Genomic DNA, 23,574 nt, shown 5'->3' with positions numbered 1-23,574 from the left:
CGAAGCGTGCACAAGCACTTCAACGCGTTGAAGACCGCGTTGCTGCTCGCTGCCATGAGCGGGCTGATCGTGGCGGTCAGCTCGCTGTTCGGCCGCACCGCGCTGGTCGTCGGCCTGCTGCTGGCGCTGGCCGTGAACGGCTACGCCTACTTCAACTCGGACAAGCTCGCGCTGCGCGCCATGCGCGCCCGGCCGGTGTCCGAGGTGGAGCAGCCCGCGCTGTACCGGATCGTCCGGGAGTTGGCCATGACGGCCCGCCAGCCCATGCCGCGCCTCTACCTCAGCCCCACCATCGCGCCCAACGCCTTCGCGACCGGCCGCAACCCGCGCAACGCCGCCGTCTGCTGCACCACCGGCATCCTCGACCTGCTCGACGAGCGCGAGCTGCGCGCCGTGCTCGGGCACGAGCTGTCGCACGTCTACAACCGCGACATCCTCATCTCGTGCGTGGCGGGCGCGCTGGCCACCGCGGTCAGCACGCTGGCCAACCTGGCCGTGTTCGCGAGCGTGTTCGGCGACGGCGACGACGACCGGCCCAACCCGTTCGCGATGCTGCTCATCGCCGTGCTCGGGCCCATCGCGGCGGGGATCGTGCAGATGGCCGTCAGCCGGTCCCGGGAGTACCAGGCCGACGAGTCGGGCGCGGAGCTGACCGGCGACCCGCTGGCGCTGGCCTCGGCGCTGCGCAAGATCGACCTCGGCACGCGGGCCGCGCCGCTGGCGCCCGAGCCCGCCGTGGTCGCCCAGTCGCACCTGATGATCGCGAGCCCGTTCCGGGCGGGGGAGAACCTGGCCAGGCTGTTCTCCACCCACCCCCCGATCGCCGACCGCGTGCGCCGGCTCGAGGAACTCGCGCGACGGTCCTAGCGGGCTTCCTGTGCGACGTTCATCACGTACTGGCCGTAGCCGGACTTCGCCAGCTTCTCGCCCAGCGCGTAGCACTGCTCGGGGCTGATGAACCCCATCCGCAACGCGATCTCCTCCAGGCACGCGATGCGCACGCCCTGCCGGTGCTCCAGCACCTGCACGAACTGGCCCGCCTCCAGCATCGAGTCGTGCGTGCCGGTGTCCAACCACGCGAAACCGCGACCGAGGTCGACCAGGTGCGCCCGGCCCTGCCGCAGGTAGGCCAGGTTGACGTCGGTGATCTCCAGCTCGCCGCGCGGCGACGGCTTGAGCCCCTTGGAGATCGACACGACCTCGTTGTCGTAGAAGTACAGGCCCGTGATGGCCTTGTTCGACTTCGGCTGCGCCGGCTTCTCCTCGATGGAGATCAACTTGCCGTTCGCGTCGACCTCGCCCACGCCGTAGCGCTCCGGGTCCTTCACCGGGTAGCCGAACAGCACGCAGCCGTCCAACGAGCCGGCGTTGTGCTGCAGGACCTTGGAGAAGCCCTGGCCGTAGAAGATGTTGTCGCCCAGGACCAGCGAGACGTCGTCGTCGCCGATGAAGTCCGCGCCGATGATGAACGCCTCGGCCAGCCCGTTCGGGTGAGCCTGCTCGGCGTAGGAGATGTCCAGGCCGAACTGCGAGCCGTCACCGAGCAGTCGGCGGAACAGCGGCAGGTCCACCGGGGTCGAGATGAGCAGGATCTCCCGCACGCCCGCCAGCATGAGCACCGACAGCGGGTAGTACACCATCGGCTTGTCGTACACGGGGAGTAACTGCTTCGACACGGCCTGGGTGATCGGGTGCAGGCGGGTGCCGCTGCCACCCGCGAGGACGATGCCCTTCACCGGTAGTTGGTGAACTGGAGGGCGATGCCGAAGTCGGAGTTCTTCAGCAGCGCGATGACGTCCTGGAGGTGGTCCTTCTTCTTGCCCGAGATGCGCAGCTGGTCGCCCTGGATCTGCGCCTGCACGCCCTTGGGGCCCTCGTCGCGGACCTTCTTCGCGATCTCCTTGGCCTTCTCGCTGGAGATGCCCTGGACCACGGTGCCGGTGACCTTGAACACCTTGCCCGACAGCGCCGGGTCCCCGATCTCGAAGGCCTTCATCGAGATGCCGCGCTTGACCAGCTTCTCCTGGAAGACGTCGATCGCGGCCCGGCAGCGCTCCTCGGTCTCGGACTGGAACGTGATCGCCTCCTCGCCCGCCCAGGACACCTGCGTCCCGGTGCCTCGGAAGTCGAACCGCGTGCTCAGCTCCTTGGCGGCCTGGTTGAGCGCGTTGTCGACCTCCTGGCGGTCGACCTTGCTCACCACGTCGAACGACGGGTCTGCCACGTGCCCGGTACCTCCGCGTAGGTGTGTCTGGAACCGCCCGGAAGCCTACCGGGGAACCCGGTTGCGCATGCCCCCACGGGCTTATGTATTGTCTGCACCGCACCCGGCACCACCGGGGGCGGGGCGGGTTGCCCGAGCGGCCAATGGGAGCGGACTGTAAATCCGTCGCGAAAGCTACAGAGGTTCGAATCCTCTACCCGCCACATGAAACGGAAACCCCTGCTCGCGGAAAGCGCGAGCAGGGGTTTTGCGTTGTGTCTGCTAGGGGTGCAACCCCCGGACCCCGCCCGGAGGGCGCTGTCCCCGGACCCCCGTTCGTAACGGTTGAGGTGCGCGGTCAGGTTCCGTTCCGGGTTGGGAGGGTCGGTCGCGTGGCTCGTCGCTGGACAGGTGGCGAGCGGGGTGGGTGACTCGGCGTTGATGCAGGTGAGGCCAGCGCGCAAGCGCTTCCTCTCGCTTGCGTGCCGGCCTCGTGTGCAGCATAACCCATATCGAACGCCTGTTCGAGGGTTAAGCGATGGCGGCGCGTCCCGCGTCGGTCAGTTCGGCGTCCGCGCGTTCGTCCAGACCCACGGCCCGCCGCGCCCGCAGCAGCCCCGCGTGGACCAGGTCGTGCGTGACCATCTGGTCGCAGCACGGCAGCCCGTCCACGTACAGGTCCGGCTCCCGTCCCCCCGTCAGCTGAGCCCGACCAGCGGCAACGGCGCGGAGCATGGCTTTCGCCCGCCCGGACAGCTCCCTCGCAACGTTCATGGCGACCCCCTCGCCCGTCCTTTCTCGCCTGCTTCCCTCACCCTGTAGGAGGTCTGGACCTGTACTTCGAGTACCCCGCCCGGACAAGTTCACTCAGGTGGACCACTCTGCCCCGCTGCGCCGTTCGGAGGGTGACGCCACGCCGACCGGTTGCGCCGTTCAGTCCAGCCGAACTACCGCTGACCGGCCGGCGCTCCGATCGACCCGTTGTCGCCCGTTGGTCCGAGCGGGGCCGGTGGGGCGTCGAGACTGGAACACATGAGCGAAATCCTCATCGGCCTCGCCGCACTCGCGGCCGGTGTCGTCCTCGGCCTGGTCGTCCGGTCCTCGGGGCGACGCCGTCCGCCCGTGCTCGCGGACCGGCGCGAACTGCTCCACGCCGCCGACGACCTGGAGTACGGCCTGAACACCGTGCTCGACTTCGGCCCCCTGTCGCTGTCCGAGCTCGCCGCGGTCGACCTGCCCGCGAAGCTCGACCGGGTCGCCCTGACCGGTGAGGTGTCGCGGGCGAACCTGGCCACGCTGAAGGCGCACACCGACAAGATCGCCCTGCACCCCTACCCCGAGCAGCGCGACCTGCTCACCGCGGTCCGCGAGGACGAGGCCGCGGTCTGGTTGGCCCTGCGCGACGCCATCGGCAGCGGCGCGGCGCAGCACGTCGCCGCCACGCAGGCCCGCCAGGTGCTGGACGAGATCCGCGCCGGCCTGCGCCACGAGCAGCGGCTGCTCGCGCGGGTCTAACGGGCGGGCCGGCGCTGCCAGGTCGTCCACAGCGGCCGGTAGCCGTGGGAGTACCAGAACGGCGTCGACAGCGGGTTGGGCAGGGCGTGGTGCAGCAGCGTCACGCCGACGCCCGCCCCGTCCAGCACCGAGTGCGCGTGGTCGACCAGCGCCGCGCCGACGCCCTGGCCGCGCGAGTCCGCCCGCACGCTGAGCAGCCCGATGTAGGCCACCGGCCGCACGGACGTCCGCGCGGCGATCCAGTCCGAGTGCCCCGGCAGGTCGCAGTACAGGAACCCGACGGCCTCACCACCGCGCTCGGCCAACCACCCGCACGGCTCGGGGCGCTCCAGCAGCGACGCGATGTGCTCGCGCAGCCGCGCCGCGCTGGACGGCCGTGCGGTGACCATGCCGAACAAGCTGTCGAAGCGCATCGTCTCCAGGTGCAGCTCCACGGCGACGTCCAGGTCCTCCGGCTCCAGCGGCCGGATCCCCACCGCCGAACGGCCGGTGCGCCCGCGACCGGGTAGCCGTGCCGCGACCACCACCATCGGCGCGAAACCGTGCCGCGACAGCACGTCCGCGGCCTCCACGGCACGGCTGGGCACGGTCACCATCGCGGCCGTCTCGGGGTCGCCCTCACCGGTCAACGGCCACCGGCGCAGCAGGTCTTCCAGGTCCGCCCCGGGGTGCCAGTGCAGCGAGTGCGTGCGCAGCGCGATCCACGAGGCGTTCAGGTCGTCCTCCGGCAGCTCGGAGAACGAGTACGGGTCGTCGGCGGGAGCGATGTCGGGCAGCAACGGGTCCACGCCTGCCAGCTAACCGGTTCCGGACGTAGATTGCCGCTGTGGAGCTCTACGTGGTCGACGCGTTCACCGACCGCGCGTTCGCGGGCAACCCGGCGGGCGTGGTGCTGCTGGACGGTCCGGTGGACGACGGGTGGATGCAGGCCGTCGCCGCCGAGATGAAGCACGCCGAGACGGCGTTCGTGCGCATCGACGGTGAAGGGGACGACCCGCTCCCGCTGCGCTGGTTCACGCCGGTCGCCGAGGTCGACCTGTGCGGGCACGCCACCCTGGCCACCGCGCACGTCCTCGGCGGCGGCCGCAGGTTCGCCACCCGCAGCGGCGTGCTGACCTGCACCGCCGACAACGGCTGGGTGGAAATGGACTTCCCGGCCGACCCGGCGGAGCCGATCGAGGTGACCACGCCGCTGCGCGCCGGCCTGCCGGGCGTGACGGTGCGGGCGGTCGCGCGGGCCGTGTCCGACGTCCTGGTGGAGGCCGCCTCCGCCGACGAGGTGCGCGAGCTGCGCCCCGACTTCGCCGCGCTCGCCGAGGTGCCCGGCCGGGGTGTGATCGTCACCGCCGCGGGCGACCGGCCGGGGCTCGACGTGGTGAGCCGGTGCTTCTACCCCTCCTACGGAGTCCCGGAGGATTCCGTAACCGGTTCCGCGCACTGCACGCTCGCCTCCTGGTGGTCGCCGCGGCTCGGTCGGGCGAACCTGCTGGCCGAGCAGGCGTCCGCCCGCGGAGGGCTGGTCCGGACCACTGTGGACCAAGATCGCGTGCGGCTCGCCGGGCAGGCCGTGACGGTGATCCAGGGCCGACTGATCGTGTGATCGGGACTGTTACTTCTGGTGGCATTCCGCTACACGACCTGCCATTTCGTCCCCCGACCGGGGTACATTGGCAGCCTTGGAGGGGTCCTGGTCGGTGTTCGGGACCCCTCAGTCACGCCCGGAGCACGCAGGCCGCGACCCGGCCCGCCGCGACGACGGCCGACGAGGAGGCTGGATGTCCGACCACGCGTCGGCCACGGCGCCCAGCGCGCCGACCCGGTCCACGAACCGCGCGTTCAGCGTGTTCGCGGTCCTGCTCCTCGTCGCGGGCACGCTGTCCGCGTTCCTCGTCGGTTCCTGGCTGCCCGACACCCAACCCGACGTCGACCTGTGGTGGACCGGCCCCTTGCTGGTGATCGGCTTCCTGCTCGCCGAGCAACTGGCCATCAACGTCGACGTGCGCAGCGGGGTGGCCTGGACCATCTCGTTCACCGAGATCCCGCTCGTGCTCGGCCTGCTGGTCGCGCCGTTCGAGATCGTGCTCGCCGCGCACGTGGTCGCGGGCGTCGGCACGCTGCTCGGCCGCCGCGTGCTCGACCGGGCCGTCTACAACGCGGGCCTGATGTTCATGGAGATCTCGGTGGCCTTCGCGGTCGCCGAGCTGGTCAAGCGGTTCCTGGGCGCGGAGGGGCCGTTCTGGGCGGGCGCGTTCGTCGGCACGATCGCGGTGCCGCTGCTGGCCAGCGTGCTCGGCCTGACCGCGCTGCGGATCATGGGCAAGGGCATGCGGGTCGCGCCGAGCCTGCGACTGGTGCTCCAGACGCTCGTGGTGGCCCTGCTCAACACCTCCGCGGGCCTGGCCGGCTACGAGATCGCCGACAAGGCGCCGTGGGGCGGCCTGCTGATCGGCCTGGTCTTCCTCGGCATCACCGCCATCTACCTGGCCTACTCCGGCCTCCTGCGCGAGCAGCGGGACCTGGAGGCGCTCAGCGAGGTCTCGTTGCGGGTGGCCCGCTCCGGCCGCCACGCCACCGGCCCGCGCGGCGCCGGGCCGGAAGAGGACGACGGCCGCGGCGAGGACGACGACTGGCAGCTCATCGCCGAACGCATCCGCGAGCAGCTCAACGCCAACCGGGTGGTGCTCCGGCTGCGCACCGACCCGCAGGCCCCGATGCGCACGCTGGTCGCGGGCGAGCCGCTGCCGCCGGGCATGCGCCGCGACGACCCGCGGGTGCTGCGCGAGGACGCCATGCTCCAACTGCCCGGCGCGCAGGTGCGGTACTTCCGCCTCGTGGAAGCGGGCGAGGAGGTCTCCGAGGCGCTGGTCCGCCGGGACGCGCAGGAGGCGCTGGTCGTGCCGCTGCGCGGGGCGACCCAGCTGCTCGGCGCGGTCGAGGTGCACGACCGGCTCAGCCGGTGGCGCGGCTTCGGCAAGGCCGACATCCAGCTCCTGCGCACGCTGGCGAGCCACCTGTCCACCGCCGTGGACAACCGGCGGCTGCTGGCCCGGCTGCGCCACGACGCCTACCACGACCCGCTGACCGGCCTGCTGAACCGACCGGGCTTCCGCGAGGCCGCGACCGAGCCCCTGCGCGAGGCCGACACGGCCGTGGTGGTCCGCGTCGACCTCGACGTGCTGTCCACCGTCTCCGACGCGCTGGGCCAGGCGTGGGGCAACCGGATGGTCGTCGCCGCCGGCCGACGGCTGCGCGACGAGCTCGGGCCCGAGGTGCCGCTGGCCCGGCTGGAGGGCGGCGCCTTCGCCGCGCTGCTGCTGGACCGGCAGGCCGAGCGCATCCAGGAGATCGCCGAACGGCTGCGCGCCGCGCTGTCGGTGCCGTACCCGGTCGACCGGCTCACCGTGGAGGCGGGCGCGGTCGTCGGCTGGGTCTCCACCACCGACTGCGAGGTCGAGGAGCCGGACCCGGACGCGCTGCTCCAACGCGCCGACGTGGCCGTGCGGGCGACCAGCGACAACGAGCCGCTGCGCCAGTACGCGCCCAGCATGGGCCAGATCTTCCTGCGTCGCTTCCAGCTCGTGACGCAGTTCCGCTCCGCGCTGGAGAACGGCCAGATCTCCGTGCACTACCAGCCGAAGGTCGCGCTGCCCAGCCGCCAGGTGGTCGGCGCGGAGGCGCTGGTGCGCTGGAAGCACCCCGAGTTCGGCCGCGTCGACCCGGACGAGTTCGTGCCCGCCGTCGAGGCCACCGGCCTGGTCGACGTGCTCACCGATTTCGTCATGGACACCGCGCTGGCCCGGGTGCGGCTGTGGGTCGACCGCGGGCTGCGCATGTCCATCGCGGTGAACCTGTCCGTGCGGACGCTGGCCGACGAGGAGTTCCCCGACCGCGTGGCGGCGGCGTTGAAGCGCCACGAGGTGCCGCCGGAGCTGCTGACGTTCGAGCTGACCGAGTCCGGCGTGATGGCCGACCCGGAACGCGCGCTGCCCGTGCTGCGGCGGTTGCACCAGATGGGCGTCGTGCTGGCCGTGGACGACTTCGGCACCGGCTACTCGTCACTGGCGTACCTGCGGCAGCTGCCCGTGGACGAGGTGAAGATCGACAAGAGCTTCGTGCTCGGCATGGGCACCGACCTGGGCGACATGGCGGTGGTCCGCTCGATCGTCGAGCTGGGCCACTCGCTGGGCCTCACGGTCGTCGCCGAGGGCGTCGAGGACGACGCCGCGCGCGACCAGCTCGTCGGCATGGGCTGCGACGTGGCGCAGGGCTACCTGATCTCCCGGCCGCTGTCGGAGGACCGCTTCGAGGCGTGGCTGCGGGCGCGGACGGTGCAGGTCAGGGGTGCCCGGGATGAGACGGTGCTCACCTTGGTCCACTAGGAGGGCCCCCCGATTTCCTTTCTGCGGCACGCCTGTTGTAGAGTTCTCCTGGCTCCGCAAGAGCAAGCCCCTTTAGCTCAGTCGGCAGAGCGTCTCCATGGTAAGGAGAAGGTCTACGGTTCGATTCCGTAAAGGGGCTCAACAACTGGCCGCGGTGCACGAGCATCGCGGCCGTGTTGTGTAAAGCGGTGTAGCTCAGTTGGTAGAGCAAGCGGCTCATAATCGCTGTGTCGCCGGTTCAAGTCCGGCCACCGCTACGCGAGGGGTGAGGTGTGTCCACGGAGAGCGTGGACCCGCTCGCTCCGCATCACATCGGGGGCGCAGCCCCCGAACCCCGCCCAGGGGGCGAGCCCCCTGGACCCCCAGGTGGTCGGTTTCCGTGGTTGGGTGCCGGCCCGCTTGGGCCGGTGGGGTTGTTCTGCCGGTGGCCGCCAGTTGGTGGTGCTGGAACCCCGCCGTGGTGGTAAGCCCGCCGCGGTCGCCCGGTCGGGTCGGGGCACACGAGCTCTAGAAAGGCAAGGACCGTGGCTGCAACCGACGTACGCCCCAAGATCACCCTCGCGTGCGAGGAGTGCAAGCACCGGAACTACATCACCAGGAAGAACCGGCGCAACGACCCGGACCGCCTGGAGATCAAGAAGTTCTGCCCGAACTGCAAGACCCACCGCGCTCACAAGGAAACCCGCTGAGCCGGTAGCCAGACCGCACGTGCGAGGCCCGTCCCGGGATCCGGGGCGGGCCTCGTCGCGTGTGACCCGACCCGCGTATAACCTCCTCGGGTGCCTCTCGACCAGTCGTTCGTCGGACGTTCCTACCCGCCGTCGCCGCCCTACGAGGTGGGCCGCGAGAAGATCCGCGAGTTCGCCGAAGCCGTCGGCGAGACCAGCCCGCTGCACCGCGACCCCGAGGCTGCCCGCGCCGCCGGCTACCGCGACGTCATCGCGCCGCCCACGTTCGCGATCATCGTCTCGCTCAAGGCCAACGACGTGCTGGTCGAGGACCCCGACCTGGGCCTGGACTACAGCCGCGTGGTGCACGGCGACCAGACGTTCGTCCACCACCGGCCCATCGTGGCGGGCGACCGGCTCACCGCCGTGCTGCACGTGGACGGCATCACCTCGCGGATGGGCAACGACATGCTGGCGATCCGCGCCGAGTTGAGCACCGAGGACGGCGAACCGGTCACGACCGGCCGCTGCACCCTCGTCGTGCGGGGGGAGGACGCGTGATCCGCGCATCGGAGGTCTCCGTCGGCGACGAGCTGCCGCCGCTGTCGCTGCGCATCACGCGCGCCGACCTGGTCCGGTACGCGGGCGCGTCCGGCGACTTCAACCCGATCCACTGGAACGAGCGGTTCGCCCGCGAGGTCGGCCTGCCCGGCGTGATCGCGCACGGCATGCTCACCATGGGCATGGCCGCCCGGATCGTCACCGAGTGGGCGGGCGACCCCGGCGCCGTCGTGCAGTACGGCGTGCGCTTCGGCCGCCCCGTCCCGGTCCCCGACGACGACAAGGGCGCGTTGGTGGAGGTCACCGCCAAGGTCACCAAGGTCAACGACGACGGCACGGCCAAGGTCAACGTGACGGCCACGTTCGAGGGCAAGTCCGTGCTGGGCGGTGCGTCGGCCCTGGTCCGCCTGCGGGCCTAGAACCCGCACAGCGCGCTCGTGTGCTCGCCGGTGGCGGTGGCCGAACGGCGCTCGACCTCGGCCACGCGCACCTCGCACGCCACGTCACCACCGCCGGGCCCGATCGTGACGGTCAGCACGCCGTGCTCGGGCTCGCCGGTGGCCAGCAGCTCCATCCGCCAGGGCAGCTCGGTCAGCTCCTCCTGGCGCGTCTGGTCGCCCTGGAACGTGGAGTAGGTGACGGTGGCCCGCGTCGCGGTGCCGGTGACGTGGTAGACGACCCGGACCGGCGGCTCGGGCGCGGTGGTCCACAGCACCAGCGCCAGCGCGCCGACCACGAGCAGCGCCGAGGCGGCGATCACGAGCCACTTGCGGGCCGGGCGCTCCGAAGGGTCGGACTCCGTCATGGGCTTGGGCTCCTCGGGTGAAGATCGGTTGGGCTGAATGGACCATCGGGGCAGTTCTACCGACGGTTACACGAGTCACCCAAAGGAGTTACCGACGGTCAGTCGGAGCACCGCGCGACCGCGTGCGGCCCGGACGCGGTGGCGGTCCGGCGCTCCACGCCGTCCACGGTGACCCGGCACGTCACCGTGCCGCCGTCCGCGCCGGTCGTGACGTCCAGCGTCGCGCCGCCGAACTCGCCCATGACGGTGAACTCCTTGGCCCACGGCAGGGCGGCGACCTCCTGCTCGACGGTCGCGGAGGCGGCGTGGCTGATGGTCGCCGTGAGCGCGTCACCGGTCACCTCGTAGACCAGCACGGAGCTCTTGTCGCCCTGCTCACGCAGGTCGTCCAGCGCGTTCTCGGCCTCGGTGGAAGCCTGGCCGAACAGCAGCACCCACGCCACGCCCACGGCCAGGCCGAGCGCGGACAACGCGACGCCGGCGATCGTGACGGCCTTGTCGCCCGCCTGCCCGCGGTGGACCCTGACCAGGCCGAGCAGGCCCAGGCCCAAGCCCACGGCCACCAGCGGCCACGCGACCAGGCCGGCGGCCGGGAAGAACGCGGCCACCAGGCCCACGAGCCCGAGCGCGAAGCCGGCGGTGCCCGGGACGTTGCGCTGCTGGTCGGACATGACCCCTCCACTCCGTCAGGGTGGTACACATCACAGTTACACCGGGTGATGTGAATGAGTCTCAATACGCCGAAAGGCACCCCATCGGGGGTGCCTTTCGTGACGGAACGTCGAAACTGTGTGCTACTTGACCTCGGCCAGGAGCTCGGCCATCCGCGTCACGCCGGTCTTGAGGTCGTCGTCACCCAGCGCGTACGACAACCGCAGGTAGCCGGGCGTGCCGAACGCCTCACCGGGCACCACGGCCACCTCGGCGTGCTCCAGGATCAGCGCCGCGAGCTGCACCGTGTCCGTGATCGTCGTGCCGCGCAGCTCCTTGCCGATCAACGCCTTCACCGACGGGTACACGTAGAACGCGCCCTTCGGGGTGGGGCACTCCACACCGGGGATGGCCGACAGCAGGTCGACGATGGTGCGGCGGCGGCGGTCGAACGCCTCGCGCATCTCGTGCGCCGCGTCCAGCGGCCCCGACACGGCCTCTAGCGCGGCCCGCTGCGACACGTTGGCCACGTTCGAGGTCAGGTGCGACTGGAGGTTCGCGGCGGCCTTCACCACGTCGGTGGGCCCGATCAGCCAGCCGACCCGCCACCCCGTCATCGCGTAGGTCTTGGCCACGCCGTTGAGCACGATCGTGCGGTCCGCCATCGCGGGCACGGCCACCGGCAGCGACACCGACTCCGCGCCGTCGTAGACCAGGTGCTCGTAGATCTCGTCGGTGATCACCCACAGCCCGTGCTCCAGCGCCCACTCGCCGATCGCGGTGATCTGCTCGCGGGTGTAGACCGAGCCCGTCGGGTTGGACGGCGAGCACAGCAGCAGCACCTTGGTCCTCGGGGTGCGCGCCGCTTCCAGCTGCTCCACCGTGACCAGGTAGTCGGTCGACTCGTCCGCCGTGACCTGCACCGGGACGCCGCCCGCCAGCGTGATGGCCTCGGGGTAGGTGGTCCAGTACGGCGCGGGCAGCAGCACCTCGTCGCCCGGGTCGACGACCGTGGCGAACGCCTGGTACACGGCCTGCTTGCCGCCGTTGGTGATCAGCACCTGCGCGGCGGTGACCTCGTAGCCCGAGTCGCGCTTGGTCTTCGCGGCTACGGCTTCCCGCAGCTCGGGCAGGCCGGCGGCGGGGGTGTAGCGGTGGTTCTTCGGGTCCGCGCACGCGGCCTGAGCTGCGGCTACGATGGCGTCGGGGGTCGGGAAGTCCGGCTCGCCGGCACCGAAGCCGATCACCGGTCGACCCGCGGCCTTGAGCGCCTTCGCCTTCGCGTCGACCGCGAGGGTGGCGGACTCGGCAATGCCGCCGATCCGCTTGGAGATCCGCGGGTGCTCGGAGGTACTGGTCCCGGTGGTCGTCTCAGGCGTGCCCATGCCGCCAATCGTGGCAGATCGCACAACCGGGCAAGCCGCCGGCACCCCCTCTGACCGGGCCAGTTGGAAGGAGGGGCACCTGGTGCCGTATGCTTCCGGTCTTGGAACGTCCAGTCGCTGCCTCACGGGCCACGTGAGGAGGGTGCGGGACGTCTCCAGCCAGGGGATCCGGTAGTCGTTCGGATCCCAAAGGGGTGTAGCTCAACTGGCAGAGCAGCGGTCTCCAAAACCGCAGGTTGCAGGTTCAAGTCCTGTCGCCCCTGCGTCGAAGCGCGATGGTGAGCGGAGGACGGCATGAGCGAGGGCCGCGAGCAGGACCAGCCGGACGAGCGCGAGGGCGCGTCCCGGCCGGTTACCGCCGCAGCGCGGCGCGAGCGCCGTGGTTCCGCGCGTCCGGCGGGCCGCAAGGACTCCGTGGAGGCGAAGAAGTCGGCCGAGGCCGACTCCGACGCCGAGGGGGCCAAGAAGGGCCGTCCCACGCGCTCGCGGACGGACTCGGAGAAGCGGGTCGGCTTCTTCGCCCGGATCGTCCGGTACGTCCGCGAGGTGGTCAGCGAGCTGCGGAAGGTCATCTGGCCGACCCGCAAGCAGATGGTCACCTACACCGGAGTCGTGTTGGTCTTCGTGGCCTTCATGGTGGCGTTGGTGTTCGGCCTGGATTCGGCCTTCGCCTGGGGCATGTTCAAGGTGTTCGGCTGAGCCGATCACCTGCCGCCCCGGGTGGCGGCGGACATGTGATGCATGAGAGGAAGCGAGACCCACAGTGACCTCCGAGAACGGCGGCGTTGACGCCCAGGAGCTGAACGACCTGACCGACGAGCGTGACTTCGACGGTGGCGTCGAGGACGTCGAGCAGGCGGAGGCGTCGGAGGACACCGAGGAGTCCGCCACCGTCGAGACCGGGTCCGACGAGGACGAGTCCGACGAGGGTGCCGAGCCCGGCGACGAGGTGGAGTCCGGCGGCGACGTCGAGACCGCCGCCGTCGCCGACATCGACGCCGAGCCCGCGGACCCCGCCGAGGAGATGCGCGAAGCGCTGCGGCGCGCGCCCGGCGACTGGTACGTCGTGCACTCGTACGCGGGTTACGAGAACAAGGTCAAGACGAACCTCGAGACGCGCATCCAGACGCTCGACATGGAGGACTACATCTTCCAGGTCGAGGTGCCGACCGAGGAAGTCACCGAGATCAAGAACGGCCAGCGCAAGCAGGTGCAGCGCAAGGTGCTGCCCGGCTACATCCTGGTCCGGATGGAGCTCAACGACGCGTCGTGGAGCGCGGTGCGCAACACGCCGGGCGTGACGGGTTTCGTCGGCGCGACGTCGAAGCCGTCGCCGCTGACCATCGACGAGGTGCTGAAGTTCCTGCTGCCCCAGGTCGAGCAGAAGCCCGCCGCCGGCAAGAAGAGCGCCGCGGCGCCCGCGAAGTCGACCGTCGAGGTGGACTTCGAGGTCGGCGAGTCGGTCACCGTCATGGACGGCCCGTTCGCCACGCTGCCCGCGACGATCAGCGAGGTCAACGCCGACGGCCAGAAGCTGAAGGTGCTGGTGTCGATCTTCGGTCGCGAGACCCCGGTCGAGCTGTCGTTCAGCCAGGTCTCGAAGATCTAGCCAGGACAACACAAACTCCGGTTCCCCTCCGGATGGACGGGCGCCGGCAGCCACGCTGCGGCTGGCAGGGCCGCGCGCGGACACCGCAATAAAGGAACCGAGATGCCTCCCAAGAAGAAGAAGCTCGCAGCGATCATCAAGCTGCAGATCAAGGCCGGGGCCGCGAACCCCGCGCCGCCCGTTGGTCCCGCGCTGGGTCAGCACGGCGTCAACATCATGGAGTTCTGCAAGCAGTACAACGCCGCGACCGAGTCGCAGCGCGGCACCGTCGTGCCGGTCGAGATCTCCGTGTACGAAGACCGCTCGTTCGACTTCAAGCTCAAGACCCCGCCGGCCGCGAAGCTGCTGCTCAAGGCCGCCGGTGTGGAGAAGGGCTCGGGCGAGCCGCACCGCACCAAGGTCGCCAAGGTGACCATGGACCAGGTGCGGGAGATCGCGCAGACCAAGATGGTCGACCTCAACGCCAACGACGTGGACCAGGCGGCGAAGATCATCGCCGGCACCGCCCGCTCCATGGGCATCACCGTCGAAGGCTGACCCCTCCTCTTTCGTAGTCGTGGGAGAGCCGCGCGCTGGCTCGTCACCACAACTGATCCACTTTAAGGACAGAAGCATGAAGCGCAGCAAGGCGTACAAGAACGCTGCTGAGCTGGTTGACCGGGAGCGGCTGTACTCGCCGCTGGAGGCAGCCAAGCTCGCCAAGGAGACTTCCAAGGTGAAGCTGGACGCGACCGTCGAGGTCGCGATCCGGCTCGGCGTCGACCCGCGCAAGGCCGACCAGATGGTCCGCGGCACCGTGAACCTGCCGCACGGTACGGGCAAGACCGCCCGCGTGATCGTCTTCGCGACCGGTGACAAGGCCGCCGAGGCCGAGGCCGCCGGCGCGGACGCGGTCGGCTCCGAAGACCTGATCGAGCGCATCCAGGGCGGCTGGCTCGACTTCGACGCCGCGATCGCCACGCCCGACCAGATGGCCAAGGTCGGTCGCATCGCCCGCATCCTCGGCCCGCGCGGCCTGATGCCGAACCCGAAGACCGGCACCGTGACGCCCGACGTCACCAAGGCCGTCGCGGACATCAAGGGCGGTAAGATCAACTTCCGCGTGGACAAGCAGGCCAACCTGCACCTCGTGATCGGCAAGGTGTCGTTCGACCCGGAGAAGCTGGTCGAGAACTACGCCGCCGCGCTGGACGAGATCCTGCGCGCCAAGCCGTCCGCGGCCAAGGGTCGTTACCTGAAGAAGATCACGGTCTCGACCACGATGGGCCCGGGCATCCCGGTCGACCCGAACCGCACCCGCAACCTGCTGGTCGACGAGGCCACCGTCTGACGACGGCTCGTCACCGAGCACCTCCGCAGCGCCCCCGGCCTCCCGCCGGGGGCGCTGCGTCGTTCACGGGCAGGACGGCTCGGCCGCGTAGTCGCTGATGATCCAGACCCCGTCGCCGACCTTCGAGAGGGTGAAGCGACCGAGTTTGGGGCCACCGGTCACCGTCATCGCGCACGAACTGATGACGAAGGTGTCGCCGACCGGCTCCTTCAGCGCGTCCGGCGGGTACAGCAGCTTGCTCACGTAGCCCATGCCATCGGTCACCCTGCTGTTGAGCAGTCGCATCGTGGCGGGGCAGTCGGCGCCGCCGAACGCGTCGATGAACTTCTGCCGGACGAGGTCGTTCTCGAACAGCCCACAACCGTTGTTCTCGCGTTTGTTCGCCACGCTGTCGTACAGCGCGGTCACCGTCTCCCTGGGGATCTTGGAGACGAAGTGGTTGCCGGTAGCACCACCGCGGCTGGTGGCGGTGCCTGCCCCGGATCCATCATCTCCGCCGCCGAAGTTGATCTCGTACAGGTAAGTGAGCACCAGCAGCACCACGACCAGGTACACCAGGCGGCGGATGAGTTTGCTGCGCAGGAGGATCTTCCACAGCGGCGTGCGTGGTGGGGCGGGCGGTGGTGGGGGGTAGGTCGGTGGGATGCCGGGTGGTGAGGTGGCACCGGGGGGGAGGCCCGGTGGGGTGGCGCCCGGTGGCAGGCCCGGTGCGGTGGGGCCCGCCGGCAGGCTTGGTGGGGCGTTGGTGGCTTGGGCCTGCTGGAAGCGCTGGAACTCCTGGAACCGTTGGAACTCCTGGAACTGCCGGAGCTGTTCCGGGTCGATGTCCGGTGGCGGCGGGTTCCGGGGCGGCTCGTCGGTCACAGGTCACATCATGCCGATTTGGAGCCGCGGCTACACGTCCCGTAGTCTTGGCAACGGTTCACCAAAGACCGCTGGTCATCCCTGTCCACGTGACGGGGAACGAAGGTCCCGCGATGCGGGCGGCCCGCGCAGGAGAACGAGGAAGACTTCAGGCGTGTTCGCACGCCCGTCACGCCCCGTGCTGCTGCGCCGGGGCGTTTTTGCTGTGCGGGGACCTCTCGGCTCGACCGGCGCGTCACTAGCCCAGAGAGGAGGCGATCATGGCGAAGCCCAGCAAGGTTTCGGCCGTCGCCGAGCTCACGGACAAGTTCCGTGGAAGCTCGGCCGCTGTCGTGACCGAGTACCGCGGCCTCTCCATGGCGCAGCTCACCACGCTGCGTCGCGCTCTCGGCGCGGGCACCACGTACACCGTTGCGAAGAACACGCTGGTCAAGCGTGCCGCCGAGGACGCGGGCGTGCAGGGGCTCGAGGCCCTGCTCGTCGGCCCGACCGCCATCGCCTTCGTCGAAGGCGAACCGGTCGACGCGGCCAAGGCCCTGCGTGACTTCGCGAAGGACAACAAGGCCCTGGTCATCAAGGGCGGCTACATGGACGGCCGCCCCCTCTCGGTCGACGAGGTCACCGCCATCGCGGACCTCGAGACCCGTGAGGTGCTGCTCGCCAAGCTGGCGGGCGCGATGAAGGGCAACCTGGCCAAGGCCGCGGGTCTGTTCAACGCCCCGGCTTCCCAGGTCGCTCGCCTGGCTGCTGCCCTCCAGGAGAAGAAGGCCGCGGAGGCGCCTGCCGCCGCCGAGGCCGACGCTCCGGCCGAAAGCTGATCACACCCAGAAACTCCGCGTCCCGGCCGCAGTTCGGGCGTTGAAAGAGAAAGGACCGCCATCATGGCGAAGCTCAGCACCGACGAGCTGCTCGACGCGTTCAAGGAGATGACCCTCCTGGAGCTGTCGGCCTTCGTGAAGCAGTTCGAGGAGACCTTCGAGGTCACCGCCGCCGCTCCGGTCGCCGTCGCGCAGGCCGGCCCCGCCGGCCCGGCCGCCCCCGCCGAGGAGGAGAAGGACGAGTTCACCGTCGTCCTCGAGGGCGCCGGCGACAAGAAGATCCAGGTCATCAAGGTCGTCCGCGAGGTCGTCTCGGGCCTGGGCCTGAAGGAGGCCAAGGAGCTGGTCGAGTCCGCTCCGAAGCCGCTGCTGGAGAACGTGGCGAAGGACGTCGCCGACGCCGCCAAGGAGAAGCTCGAGGCTGCCGGCGCCAAGATCTCGCTCAAGTGATCTAGCACCACACCCTCGCGAAGGCGGGCGCCCGAACCGGGTGCCCGCCTTCGTGCTGTCTCCGGCCGGTGATCTTGACCACGTCGTCGCGGGTGCCCCACCATCGCAGACGGGGTGCGATGAGCCCGCGCACACCGTTACCCACCTGATACCGCGTTAACCCAACTGGTGAGTAACCACGACGCGGCGGCCTCGTTGCACCGGTATGACGCCGGCTTGTCCGGCGTCGGGCGAGCTGACCTGGAGGTGCGATGGGCGTCGAGGTGGTCGTCGAGGGCCTGACCAAGTCCTTCGGCAAGCAGACCATCTGGCGGGACGTCACGCTCACCCTCCCGCCGGGCGAGGTCAGCGTGATGCTCGGGCCGTCCGGCACGGGCAAGTCGGTCTTCCTGAAGTCCCTGGTCGGCCTGCTGAAACCGGAGCAGGGCCGGATCGTCATCAACGGCGTGGACCTGGTCCGCTGCTCCGAGCACAAGCTCTACGAGATCCGCAAGCTGTTCGGCGTGCTGTTCCAGGACGGCGCGCTGTTCGGCTCGATGAACCTTTTCGACAACGTCGCCTTCCCGCTGCGCGAGCACACCCGCAAGACCGAGGCCGAGGTCCGGCGGATCGTGCTGGAGAAGATGGAGATGGTCGGCCTCGTCGGCGCGGAGAAGAAGCTGCCCGGCGAGATCTCCGGCGGCATGCGCAAGCGGGCGGGCCTGGCCCGCGCCCTGGTGCTGGACCCCGAGATCATCCTGTGCGACGAGCCGGACTCGGGCCTCGACCCGGTCCGCACGGCCTACCTCAGCCAGCTCCTCATCGACCTGAACGCGCAGATCGACGCGACGATCCTGATCGTCACCCACAACATCACCGTGGCCCGCACGGTCCCGGACAACCTCGGCATGCTGTTCCGCCGCGAGCTGGTCATGTTCGGTCCCCGCGAGGTGCTGCTGACCAGCGATGAGCCGGTGGTCGAGCAGTTCCTCAACGGCCGCCGCATCGGCCCGATCGGCATGTCGGAGGAGAAGGACCAGGCCACGATGGCCGCCGAGCTGGCGCACCGCGACGCGGGCCACTCCGACGGCTCGCCCGACGAGGACGTGCGCGGGGTCGTGCCGCAGCTCGAGCCGACGCCCGGCCTGCCGCCGCGCGGCGCGGTGCGGCGGCGCAAGGACCGCGTGATGAGCATCCTGCACACGCTGCCGGCGCAGGCGCAGCAGAGCATCATCGCCAGCCTCACACCCGAGGAGCGCGACCACTACCGGGTCATGGCCGGCGCGGGCGACCGCACGGGTCCGATCACCGCGCCGACCACGCCCAGCCCCTGGCCCCGGCAGGGGGGCGTGCTGTGAGCTCACCGGCGACGTTCCCCGGCGTCGGCGCGCTGCGCGAGACCGGCCGGATGTTCGGGCTCGCGATCGACGTCGTGCGCAACACGTTCCGCCGCCCGTTCCAGCTGCGCGAGTTCATCCAGCAGTGCTGGTTCGTGGTGAGCGTGACGGTGCTGCCGACGGCGCTGGTGTCGATCCCGTTCGGCGCGGTCATCGCGTTGCAGATCGGGTCGCTGACCCGGCAGATCGGCGCGCAGTCGTTCACCGGCGCGGCGAGCGTGCTGGCGATCATCCAGCAGGCCAGCCCGATCGTGACGGCGCTGCTCATCGCGGGTGCGGGCGGTTCGGCGATCTGCGCGGACCTCGGCTCGCGCACGATCCGCGAGGAGATCGACGCCATGGAGGTGCTGGGCGTCTCGCCGATCCAGCGCCTGGTCGTGCCGCGCGTGCTGGCCGCGATGCTGGTGTCCGTGCTGCTCAACGGCATGGTCAGCGTGGTCGGCGTGATGGGCGGCTACTTCTTCAACGTGATCCTCCAGGACGGCACGCCCGGCGCGTACCTGGCGAGCTTCAGCGCCCTGGCGCAGCTGCCCGACCTGTGGATCTCCGAGCTCAAGGCGCTGATCTTCGGCTTCATCGCGGGCATCGTGGCCGCCTACCGCGGGCTGAACCCGGCGGGCGGGCCGAAGGGCGTCGGCGACGCGGTGAACCAGGCCGTGGTCATCACGTTCCTGCTGCTGTTCTTCGTGAACTTCGTGCTCACCACGATCTACCTCCAGGTCGTCCCGGCGAAGGGGAGCTGAGGTGGCCGCGATCAACGACCGGCTCCGCAAGGCCGCGAACGCGCCGCTGAACGTGCTCGACACGTTCGGCGACCAGCTGTGGTTCTACATCCGGGCCCTGTGCTGGACGCCGCGCACGCTGACCCGCTACCTGCGCGAGACGCTGCGGCTGCTGGCCGAGGTGAGCTTCGGGTCGGGCGCGCTGGCCGTCATCGGCGGCACGATCGGCGTGATGGTGGGCCTGTCGGTGTTCACCGGCACGGTCGTGGGCCTGCAGGGCTTCACCGCGCTCAACCAGATCGGCACGTCGGCGTTCGCGGGCTTCGTGTCCGCGTACTTCAACACCCGCGAGATCGCGCCGCTGGTCGCGGGCCTGGCGCTGAGCGCGACCGTCGGCTCCGGCTTCACCGCCCAGTTGGGCGCGATGCGGATCTCCGAGGAGATCGACGCGCTGGAGGTCATGGGCATCCCCAGCCTGCCGTTCCTGGTCACCACGCGGATCATCGCGGGTTTCATCGCGATCATCCCGCTGTACGTGATCGGCCTGCTGACCTCGTACCTGGCGGCGAGGCTGATCACGGTCGAGTTCTACGGCCAGTCGGCGGGCACGTACGACCACTACTTCAACCTGTTCCTGCCACCGGTGGACGTGCTCTGGTCGTTCGGCAAGGTGCTGGTGTTCGCCGTGGTGATCATCCTCACCCACTGCTACTACGGCTACCGCGCCAGCGGCGGCCCGGCGGGCGTGGGCGTGGCGGTGGGCCGCGCGGTGCGCACGGCGATCGTCACGACGAGCCTGCTGGACTTCTTCCTGAGCCTGGCGATCTGGGGCACGACGACGACGGTGAGGATCGCCGGATGATCCAGCGGCGGCTTCTCGGTGTCGTGTTCATCGCGGTCATCGCGCTTTTCCTGAGCGTCACGGTGGCGATGTACAACGACGCCTTCACGCAGGTCGTGAGGGTGACGTTGAAGACGGACCGGGTCGGCAACCAGCTGCTGGTCGACTCCGACGTCAAGGTCCGCGGCATGGTCGTCGGCCGGGTCGAGGCCATCCGGACCGCGGGTGACGGCGCCGAGCTCGACCTGGCGCTGGACCCGGAGCAGGTCAGGCACATCCCGGCCAACGTCTCCGCCCGCCTGCTGCCGAAGACCCTGTTCGGCGAGCGGTACGTGAACCTCGTGCTGCCCGAGCAGCGCCAGGACCCGCTCGCCGAGGGCGACGTCATCGAGCAGGACCGCTCCAGCAGCGCCATCGAGCTGGAACGCGTGCTCGACGACCTGATGCCGGTGTTGCAGGCCGTGCAGCCGGAGAAGCTCGCCACCACGCTGACCGCGATGTCGCAGGCGCTGGAGAACCGGGGCAAGCCGCTGGGCGAGACGCTGGTGCGGCTCGACGCCTACCTGGGCGAGTTCAACCCGCAGCTGCCCAAGCTCAAGGACGGCATCAGCCGCCTGGCCGACGTCTCGAACGTCTACGCCGACGCCGCGCCCGACCTGGTGCAGGCGCTGTCGGACGCCACCGTCACCAGCCGCACGCTGGTCGAGCAGCGGGACAACCTGCTCGCCATGTACGGCACGCTCACCACCACGGCGCTGGACCTGAACAGCTTCCTCGCGGTGAACCGGAACAACCTGATCCAGCTCGCCGACGTCAGCGAGCCGACGCTGGAGCTGCTGGCCAAGTACGCGCCGGAGTACCCGTGCCTGCTCAAGGGCCTGTCGGAGTTCAAGCCGATCATGGACCAGGTGTTCGGCAAGGGCACCGACGAGCCGGGCCTGCACATCACGCTGGAGGTCACCGCCAACCGCGGCAAGTACGAGCCGGGCAAGGACGACCCGGAGTACGCCGACAAGCGCGGCCCCCGCTGCTACGACATCGTGCCGCGGCCCGACCCGTTCCCGCAGTACCCGCCGGAGGGCCCGGTCAAGGACGGCTCGACGTCGCCGCCGCCCGCGCGCTCGGCCACCGACGGCGTGCTGCCGCCGAACACGGGCACGATCCGCGACGACGGCACGGTCGTGTCGTCGTTCACCGGCGTGCCGTCGCTGGCGAACTCGCCGGAGGAGCAGGACTTCCTGGCCGCGCTGCTCGCGCCGCAGTTCGGGATGAAGAAGCGGGAGATGCCGAGCTTCACCGCGCTGCTGCTCGGCCCGCTGTACCGGGGAGCGGAGGTGACGGCGTGAGGTCCCTGGCCGCGCCGCTGGTCAAGCTGGGCGTGTTCGCCGCGATCACGATCCTGGCGACCACCCTGCTCGCGGTGACCATCTCGAACGTCGGCTTCTCCGGCAGCACCGGCTACACGGCCCGGTTCACCGACGTGACGGCGCTCAACGAGGGCGACGACATCCGCATCGCGGGCGTGCGGGTCGGCCAGGTCGACGAGATCCGCGTGGTCGACCGGCGGCTGGCCGAGGTGGAGTTCTCGCTGGAGGGCGACCGCACGCTGCCCGCCTCGGTCACCGCGACGATCAAGTACCGCAACCTGGTCGGCCAGCGGTACATCTCGCTGGAGCACGGCGTGGGCGACGCGTCCGCGCTCGAGCCGGGCGACGTGATCCCGCTGGAGCGCACCAAGCCCGCGCTGGACCTGACCGTGCTGTTCAACGGCTTCAAGCCGCTGTTCCAGGCGCTGAACCCGGACGACGTGAACAAGCTGTCCAACGAGATCATCCAGGTGCTCCAGGGCGAGGGCGGCACGATCGACAGCCTGCTGCGCCACACCGCCTCGCTGACCTCCACGCTGGCGAGCCGCGACCAGGTGATCGGCGAGGTGATCACCAACCTCAACGCCGTGCTGGACACCGTGAACTCGCGCACCGAGCAGGTGTCCACGCTGGTCACGACGTTGCAGGAGCTGACGACGGGCCTCGCCGGCGACCGGCAGCCGATCGGTGAGGCGATCAGCGCCATGGGCGAGCTGACCACGACGACCGCCGACCTGCTCAACCAGTCGCGGCAGCCGTTGAAGGACGACATCGCCCACCTCGGCCTGGTGTCGCGGACGTTGGCCGACCACGAGTCGATCGTGGAGGGCGTGATCCGGAACCTGCCGGGCAAGGTCGAGGCGATGTCGCGGACCGCGTCCTACGGCTCCTGGTTCAACTTCTTCCTGTGCGAGGGCACCGGCCAGGTGGCCGTGCCGCCGATCGTCAACGACCCGATCCCGATCACAGCCCTGCCGGTCACGCAACCGAGGTGCCGCCGATGAAGGCCCAACGCAACCCGGTGACGGTCGGCGTGGTCAGCCTCACCGTGATCGCCCTGCTGCTGCTCGCCGCGTTCAACTCCGACGACCTGCCGATCGTCGGCGGCGGCACGACCTACTCGGCCGAGTTCACCGAGGCCGCGGGCCTGGTCCCCGCGAACGAGGTGCGGGTGGCCGGGGTGAAGGTCGGCAAGGTGACCAAGGTCGAGCTCGACGGCGACAAGGTGAAGGTGTCGTTCCGGGTCAAGGACGCCTGGGTGGGCGACCGCACCACCGCCGTGATCCGGATCAAGACGCTGCTGGGGCAGAAGTTCCTGGCGCTGGACCCGCAGGGCTCCCAGCCGCTCGACCCCGGCGAGCCGATCCCGCGCGAGCGCACCCTGTCGCCGTACGACGTGCAGGAGGCGTTCAACGGCCTCGCGGACACCGTCGGCCAGATCGACACCGGGCAGCTCGCGGACAGCTTCCAGGTGCTCTCGCAGACCTTCCAGGGCTCGGCGGAGAGCGTGCGCGGCGCGTTGGACGGCCTGTCGGCGCTGTCGAGGACGATCTCGTCGCGCGACGAGCAGTTGGCGCGGCTGCTGGCCAACACCAACGAGATCACCAAGACCCTGTCCGACCGCAACGAGCAGTTCGAGAAGCTGCTCGCCGACGGCAACCTGCTGCTGGGCGAGCTGCGCAAGCGGCGTGACGCGATCAGCGCCCTGCTCAACGGCACCCGTCAGCTCTCCGAGGAGCTGTCCGGCCTGGTCGCCGACAACTCCGCGCAGCTGCGGCCCGCGCTGGAGCAGCTGGAGCGGGTGACCACGATGTTGCAGCGCAACCAGGACTCGCTGGACCGCAGCCTGTCGCTGATGGGCCCGTTCTTCCGGGTGTTCGCCAACACGCTGGGCAACGGCCGCTGGTTCGACGTCTACATCTGCGGCCTGCTGCCGCCGTCGGTCAACCTCGGCGTGGTCGGCTTCAACGAAGAGGGCTGCCTCCCGCCCGGCGTGCAGCGCTCCACGACGCCCGGGGGAGGGAACTGAC

At 70.1% G+C, this 23,574-nt stretch carries 27 protein-coding genes and 4 tRNA genes; 23 read left to right on the top strand and 8 right to left on the bottom strand.

Annotation, left to right across the window (positions count from 1 at the left end; all coding sequences use genetic code 11):
• The first annotated feature begins 6 nt into the window (after positions 1-6).
• Positions 7-867: a zinc metalloprotease HtpX gene (htpX, locus tag LZG04_RS35810; RefSeq protein ID WP_233825564.1), complete on the top strand. Its 861-nt coding sequence runs from the start codon at positions 7-9 to the stop codon at positions 865-867.
• On the opposite strand, the gene rfbA is transcribed toward htpX, so the two are convergent.
• Positions 864-1,736 carry a glucose-1-phosphate thymidylyltransferase RfbA gene (rfbA, locus tag LZG04_RS35805; protein WP_233825563.1) on the bottom strand — a complete coding sequence of 291 codons (873 nt, stop codon included), beginning with the start codon at positions 1,734-1,736 and terminating at the stop codon, positions 864-866. The two genes, htpX and rfbA, sit on opposite strands and share 4 nt — an antisense overlap.
• Complete coding sequence (locus LZG04_RS35800; RefSeq protein WP_233825561.1) at positions 1,733-2,224, bottom strand: YajQ family cyclic di-GMP-binding protein; 492 nt, start codon at positions 2,222-2,224, stop codon at positions 1,733-1,735. Before LZG04_RS35800 ends, rfbA begins: the two co-directional genes overlap by 4 nt.
• Before the next feature lie 122 nt (positions 2,225-2,346).
• Between LZG04_RS35800 and LZG04_RS35795 the strand changes: the two genes are divergently transcribed.
• A tRNA-Tyr gene (locus tag LZG04_RS35795) sits at positions 2,347-2,427 on the top strand.
• A gap of 307 nt (positions 2,428-2,734) precedes the next feature.
• Here LZG04_RS35795 and LZG04_RS35790 read toward each other — a convergent pair.
• Positions 2,735-2,977: a hypothetical protein gene (locus LZG04_RS35790; RefSeq protein WP_233825559.1), complete on the bottom strand. Its 243-nt coding sequence runs from the start codon at positions 2,975-2,977 to the stop codon at positions 2,735-2,737.
• A gap of 258 nt (positions 2,978-3,235) precedes the next feature.
• On the opposite strand from LZG04_RS35790, the gene LZG04_RS35785 reads away from it, so the two are divergent.
• Positions 3,236-3,718, top strand: coding sequence for a hypothetical protein (locus tag LZG04_RS35785; RefSeq protein WP_233825557.1), 483 nt, complete (start codon positions 3,236-3,238; stop codon positions 3,716-3,718).
• On the opposite strand, the gene LZG04_RS35780 is transcribed toward LZG04_RS35785, so the two are convergent.
• Positions 3,715-4,506, bottom strand: coding sequence for a GNAT family N-acetyltransferase (locus tag LZG04_RS35780; protein ID WP_233825555.1), 792 nt, complete (start codon positions 4,504-4,506; stop codon positions 3,715-3,717). The two genes, LZG04_RS35785 and LZG04_RS35780, sit on opposite strands and share 4 nt — an antisense overlap.
• Positions 4,507-4,544: 38 nt before the next feature.
• Here LZG04_RS35780 and LZG04_RS35775 point away from each other — a divergent pair, with 38 nt between their 5' ends.
• The 7 genes from LZG04_RS35775 (at position 4,545) to LZG04_RS35745 (ending at position 9,745) form a co-directional block, all read left to right on the top strand.
• On the top strand, positions 4,545-5,318 hold the full coding sequence (locus LZG04_RS35775) for a PhzF family phenazine biosynthesis protein (protein WP_233825553.1): 774 nt from the start codon (positions 4,545-4,547) through the stop codon (positions 5,316-5,318).
• A 175-nt stretch (positions 5,319-5,493) separates the two neighbouring features.
• Positions 5,494-8,097 carry an EAL domain-containing protein gene (locus tag LZG04_RS35770; RefSeq protein ID WP_233825551.1) on the top strand — a complete coding sequence of 868 codons (2,604 nt, stop codon included), beginning with the start codon at positions 5,494-5,496 and terminating at the stop codon, positions 8,095-8,097.
• Between the two features lie 66 nt (positions 8,098-8,163).
• Positions 8,164-8,236 (top strand) — tRNA-Thr (locus LZG04_RS35765).
• A 45-nt stretch (positions 8,237-8,281) separates the two neighbouring features.
• Positions 8,282-8,354: transfer RNA gene (locus LZG04_RS35760), tRNA-Met, on the top strand.
• Positions 8,355-8,621: 267 nt separating this feature from the next.
• On the top strand, positions 8,622-8,786 hold the full coding sequence (gene rpmG / locus LZG04_RS35755) for a 50S ribosomal protein L33 (protein ID WP_015105301.1): 165 nt from the start codon (positions 8,622-8,624) through the stop codon (positions 8,784-8,786).
• Between the two features lie 90 nt (positions 8,787-8,876).
• Positions 8,877-9,326 carry a MaoC family dehydratase N-terminal domain-containing protein gene (locus LZG04_RS35750; protein WP_233825549.1) on the top strand — a complete coding sequence of 150 codons (450 nt, stop codon included), beginning with the start codon at positions 8,877-8,879 and terminating at the stop codon, positions 9,324-9,326.
• Complete coding sequence (locus tag LZG04_RS35745; protein ID WP_233825547.1) at positions 9,323-9,745, top strand: MaoC family dehydratase; 423 nt, start codon at positions 9,323-9,325, stop codon at positions 9,743-9,745. The genes LZG04_RS35750 and LZG04_RS35745 overlap by 4 nt, the downstream gene beginning before the upstream one ends.
• Here the strand turns inward: LZG04_RS35745 and LZG04_RS35740 are convergent.
• The 3 genes from LZG04_RS35740 to LZG04_RS35730 all read right to left on the bottom strand — a co-directional run bounded on the left by LZG04_RS35740 (position 9,742) and on the right by LZG04_RS35730 (position 12,167).
• Complete coding sequence (locus tag LZG04_RS35740; RefSeq protein WP_233825545.1) at positions 9,742-10,131, bottom strand: hypothetical protein; 390 nt, start codon at positions 10,129-10,131, stop codon at positions 9,742-9,744. The two genes, LZG04_RS35745 and LZG04_RS35740, sit on opposite strands and share 4 nt — an antisense overlap.
• Before the next feature lie 98 nt (positions 10,132-10,229).
• Positions 10,230-10,802 carry an MmpS family transport accessory protein gene (locus LZG04_RS35735; protein ID WP_233825543.1) on the bottom strand — a complete coding sequence of 191 codons (573 nt, stop codon included), beginning with the start codon at positions 10,800-10,802 and terminating at the stop codon, positions 10,230-10,232.
• A gap of 123 nt (positions 10,803-10,925) precedes the next feature.
• Complete coding sequence (locus tag LZG04_RS35730) at positions 10,926-12,167, bottom strand: pyridoxal phosphate-dependent aminotransferase (RefSeq protein ID WP_233825541.1); 1,242 nt, start codon at positions 12,165-12,167, stop codon at positions 10,926-10,928.
• 190 nt (positions 12,168-12,357) lie between these two features.
• Between LZG04_RS35730 and LZG04_RS35725 the strand changes: the two genes are divergently transcribed.
• The 5 genes from LZG04_RS35725 (at position 12,358) to rplA (ending at position 15,106) form a co-directional block, all read left to right on the top strand.
• Positions 12,358-12,430, top strand: a tRNA-Trp gene (locus tag LZG04_RS35725).
• A gap of 31 nt (positions 12,431-12,461) precedes the next feature.
• Complete coding sequence (secE, locus tag LZG04_RS35720) at positions 12,462-12,866, top strand: preprotein translocase subunit SecE (RefSeq protein ID WP_233825539.1); 405 nt, start codon at positions 12,462-12,464, stop codon at positions 12,864-12,866.
• A 64-nt stretch (positions 12,867-12,930) separates the two neighbouring features.
• Positions 12,931-13,776 (top strand): transcription termination/antitermination protein NusG, encoded by an 846-nt coding sequence (gene nusG / locus LZG04_RS35715; RefSeq protein ID WP_233825537.1) that lies wholly within the window; start codon positions 12,931-12,933, stop codon positions 13,774-13,776.
• Between the two features lie 102 nt (positions 13,777-13,878).
• A complete protein-coding gene (gene rplK / locus LZG04_RS35710) occupies positions 13,879-14,313 on the top strand; it encodes a 50S ribosomal protein L11 (RefSeq protein ID WP_121224842.1) in 435 nt (144 codons plus the stop codon).
• Positions 14,314-14,389: 76 nt separating this feature from the next.
• Positions 14,390-15,106: a 50S ribosomal protein L1 gene (gene rplA, locus LZG04_RS35705; RefSeq protein ID WP_233825534.1), complete on the top strand. Its 717-nt coding sequence runs from the start codon at positions 14,390-14,392 to the stop codon at positions 15,104-15,106.
• A gap of 63 nt (positions 15,107-15,169) precedes the next feature.
• Here the strand turns inward: rplA and LZG04_RS35700 are convergent, their stop codons facing one another.
• Positions 15,170-15,970, bottom strand: coding sequence for a hypothetical protein (locus LZG04_RS35700; RefSeq protein ID WP_233825532.1), 801 nt, complete (start codon positions 15,968-15,970; stop codon positions 15,170-15,172).
• Positions 15,971-16,230: 260 nt separating this feature from the next.
• Between LZG04_RS35700 and rplJ the strand changes: the two genes are divergently transcribed.
• The 8 genes from rplJ (at position 16,231) to LZG04_RS35660 (ending at position 23,573) form a co-directional block, all read left to right on the top strand.
• Positions 16,231-16,788, top strand: coding sequence for a 50S ribosomal protein L10 (rplJ, locus tag LZG04_RS35695; protein ID WP_233825530.1), 558 nt, complete (start codon positions 16,231-16,233; stop codon positions 16,786-16,788).
• 63 nt (positions 16,789-16,851) lie between these two features.
• Positions 16,852-17,238, top strand: coding sequence for a 50S ribosomal protein L7/L12 (gene rplL / locus LZG04_RS35690; RefSeq protein ID WP_233825528.1), 387 nt, complete (start codon positions 16,852-16,854; stop codon positions 17,236-17,238).
• Between the two features lie 251 nt (positions 17,239-17,489).
• Positions 17,490-18,575 carry an ABC transporter ATP-binding protein gene (locus LZG04_RS35685; RefSeq protein ID WP_233825526.1) on the top strand — a complete coding sequence of 362 codons (1,086 nt, stop codon included), beginning with the start codon at positions 17,490-17,492 and terminating at the stop codon, positions 18,573-18,575.
• Positions 18,576-18,625: 50 nt separating this feature from the next.
• Positions 18,626-19,357: an ABC transporter permease gene (locus tag LZG04_RS35680; RefSeq protein ID WP_233825595.1), complete on the top strand. Its 732-nt coding sequence runs from the start codon at positions 18,626-18,628 to the stop codon at positions 19,355-19,357.
• Position 19,358: 1 nt separating this feature from the next.
• Entirely contained in the window at positions 19,359-20,198 is an 840-nt protein-coding gene (locus tag LZG04_RS35675; protein WP_374202957.1) for an MlaE family ABC transporter permease, read from the top strand.
• Entirely contained in the window at positions 20,195-21,523 is a 1,329-nt protein-coding gene (locus LZG04_RS35670) for an MCE family protein (protein WP_233825524.1), read from the top strand. Before LZG04_RS35675 ends, LZG04_RS35670 begins: the two co-directional genes overlap by 4 nt.
• Positions 21,520-22,548 carry an MCE family protein gene (locus tag LZG04_RS35665; protein WP_233825522.1) on the top strand — a complete coding sequence of 343 codons (1,029 nt, stop codon included), beginning with the start codon at positions 21,520-21,522 and terminating at the stop codon, positions 22,546-22,548. The genes LZG04_RS35670 and LZG04_RS35665 overlap by 4 nt, the downstream gene beginning before the upstream one ends.
• Positions 22,545-23,573: an MCE family protein gene (locus tag LZG04_RS35660; protein ID WP_233825519.1), complete on the top strand. Its 1,029-nt coding sequence runs from the start codon at positions 22,545-22,547 to the stop codon at positions 23,571-23,573. The genes LZG04_RS35665 and LZG04_RS35660 overlap by 4 nt, the downstream gene beginning before the upstream one ends.
• Position 23,574 lies beyond the last annotated feature (1 nt).

The organism is Saccharothrix sp. S26 (assembly GCF_021390395.1).
Lineage (GTDB): Bacteria > Actinomycetota > Actinomycetes > Mycobacteriales > Pseudonocardiaceae > Actinosynnema.
The sequence above is the reverse complement of the archived record's forward strand: the minus strand, read 5'-3'. Positions and strand labels throughout refer to the sequence as shown.

What these genes read in the sequence shown, in the direction of transcription:
- LZG04_RS35680 (WP_233825595.1), top strand. Translation starts at nt 18,626, where the DNA reads ATGTTCGGGCTCGCGATCGACGTCGTGCGCAACACGTTCCGCCGCCCG.
- rplL (WP_233825528.1), top strand. Translation starts at nt 16,852, where the DNA reads ATGGCGAAGCTCAGCACCGACGAGCTGCTCGACGCGTTCAAGGAGATG.
- LZG04_RS35730 (WP_233825541.1), bottom strand. Translation starts at nt 12,167, where the DNA reads ATGGGCACGCCTGAGACGACCACCGGGACCAGTACCTCCGAGCACCCG.
- rplK (WP_121224842.1), top strand. Translation starts at nt 13,879, where the DNA reads ATGCCTCCCAAGAAGAAGAAGCTCGCAGCGATCATCAAGCTGCAGATC.
- LZG04_RS35670 (WP_233825524.1), top strand. Translation starts at nt 20,195, where the DNA reads ATGATCCAGCGGCGGCTTCTCGGTGTCGTGTTCATCGCGGTCATCGCG.
- LZG04_RS35785 (WP_233825557.1), top strand. Translation starts at nt 3,236, where the DNA reads ATGAGCGAAATCCTCATCGGCCTCGCCGCACTCGCGGCCGGTGTCGTC.
- LZG04_RS35735 (WP_233825543.1), bottom strand. Translation starts at nt 10,802, where the DNA reads ATGTCCGACCAGCAGCGCAACGTCCCGGGCACCGCCGGCTTCGCGCTC.
- secE (WP_233825539.1), top strand. Translation starts at nt 12,462, where the DNA reads ATGAGCGAGGGCCGCGAGCAGGACCAGCCGGACGAGCGCGAGGGCGCG.
- LZG04_RS35770 (WP_233825551.1), top strand. Translation starts at nt 5,494, where the DNA reads ATGTCCGACCACGCGTCGGCCACGGCGCCCAGCGCGCCGACCCGGTCC.
- LZG04_RS35790 (WP_233825559.1), bottom strand. Translation starts at nt 2,977, where the DNA reads ATGAACGTTGCGAGGGAGCTGTCCGGGCGGGCGAAAGCCATGCTCCGC.
- LZG04_RS35740 (WP_233825545.1), bottom strand. Translation starts at nt 10,131, where the DNA reads ATGACGGAGTCCGACCCTTCGGAGCGCCCGGCCCGCAAGTGGCTCGTG.
- LZG04_RS35660 (WP_233825519.1), top strand. Translation starts at nt 22,545, where the DNA reads ATGAAGGCCCAACGCAACCCGGTGACGGTCGGCGTGGTCAGCCTCACC.
- rplJ (WP_233825530.1), top strand. Translation starts at nt 16,231, where the DNA reads ATGGCGAAGCCCAGCAAGGTTTCGGCCGTCGCCGAGCTCACGGACAAG.
- LZG04_RS35685 (WP_233825526.1), top strand. Translation starts at nt 17,490, where the DNA reads ATGGGCGTCGAGGTGGTCGTCGAGGGCCTGACCAAGTCCTTCGGCAAG.
- rplA (WP_233825534.1), top strand. Translation starts at nt 14,390, where the DNA reads ATGAAGCGCAGCAAGGCGTACAAGAACGCTGCTGAGCTGGTTGACCGG.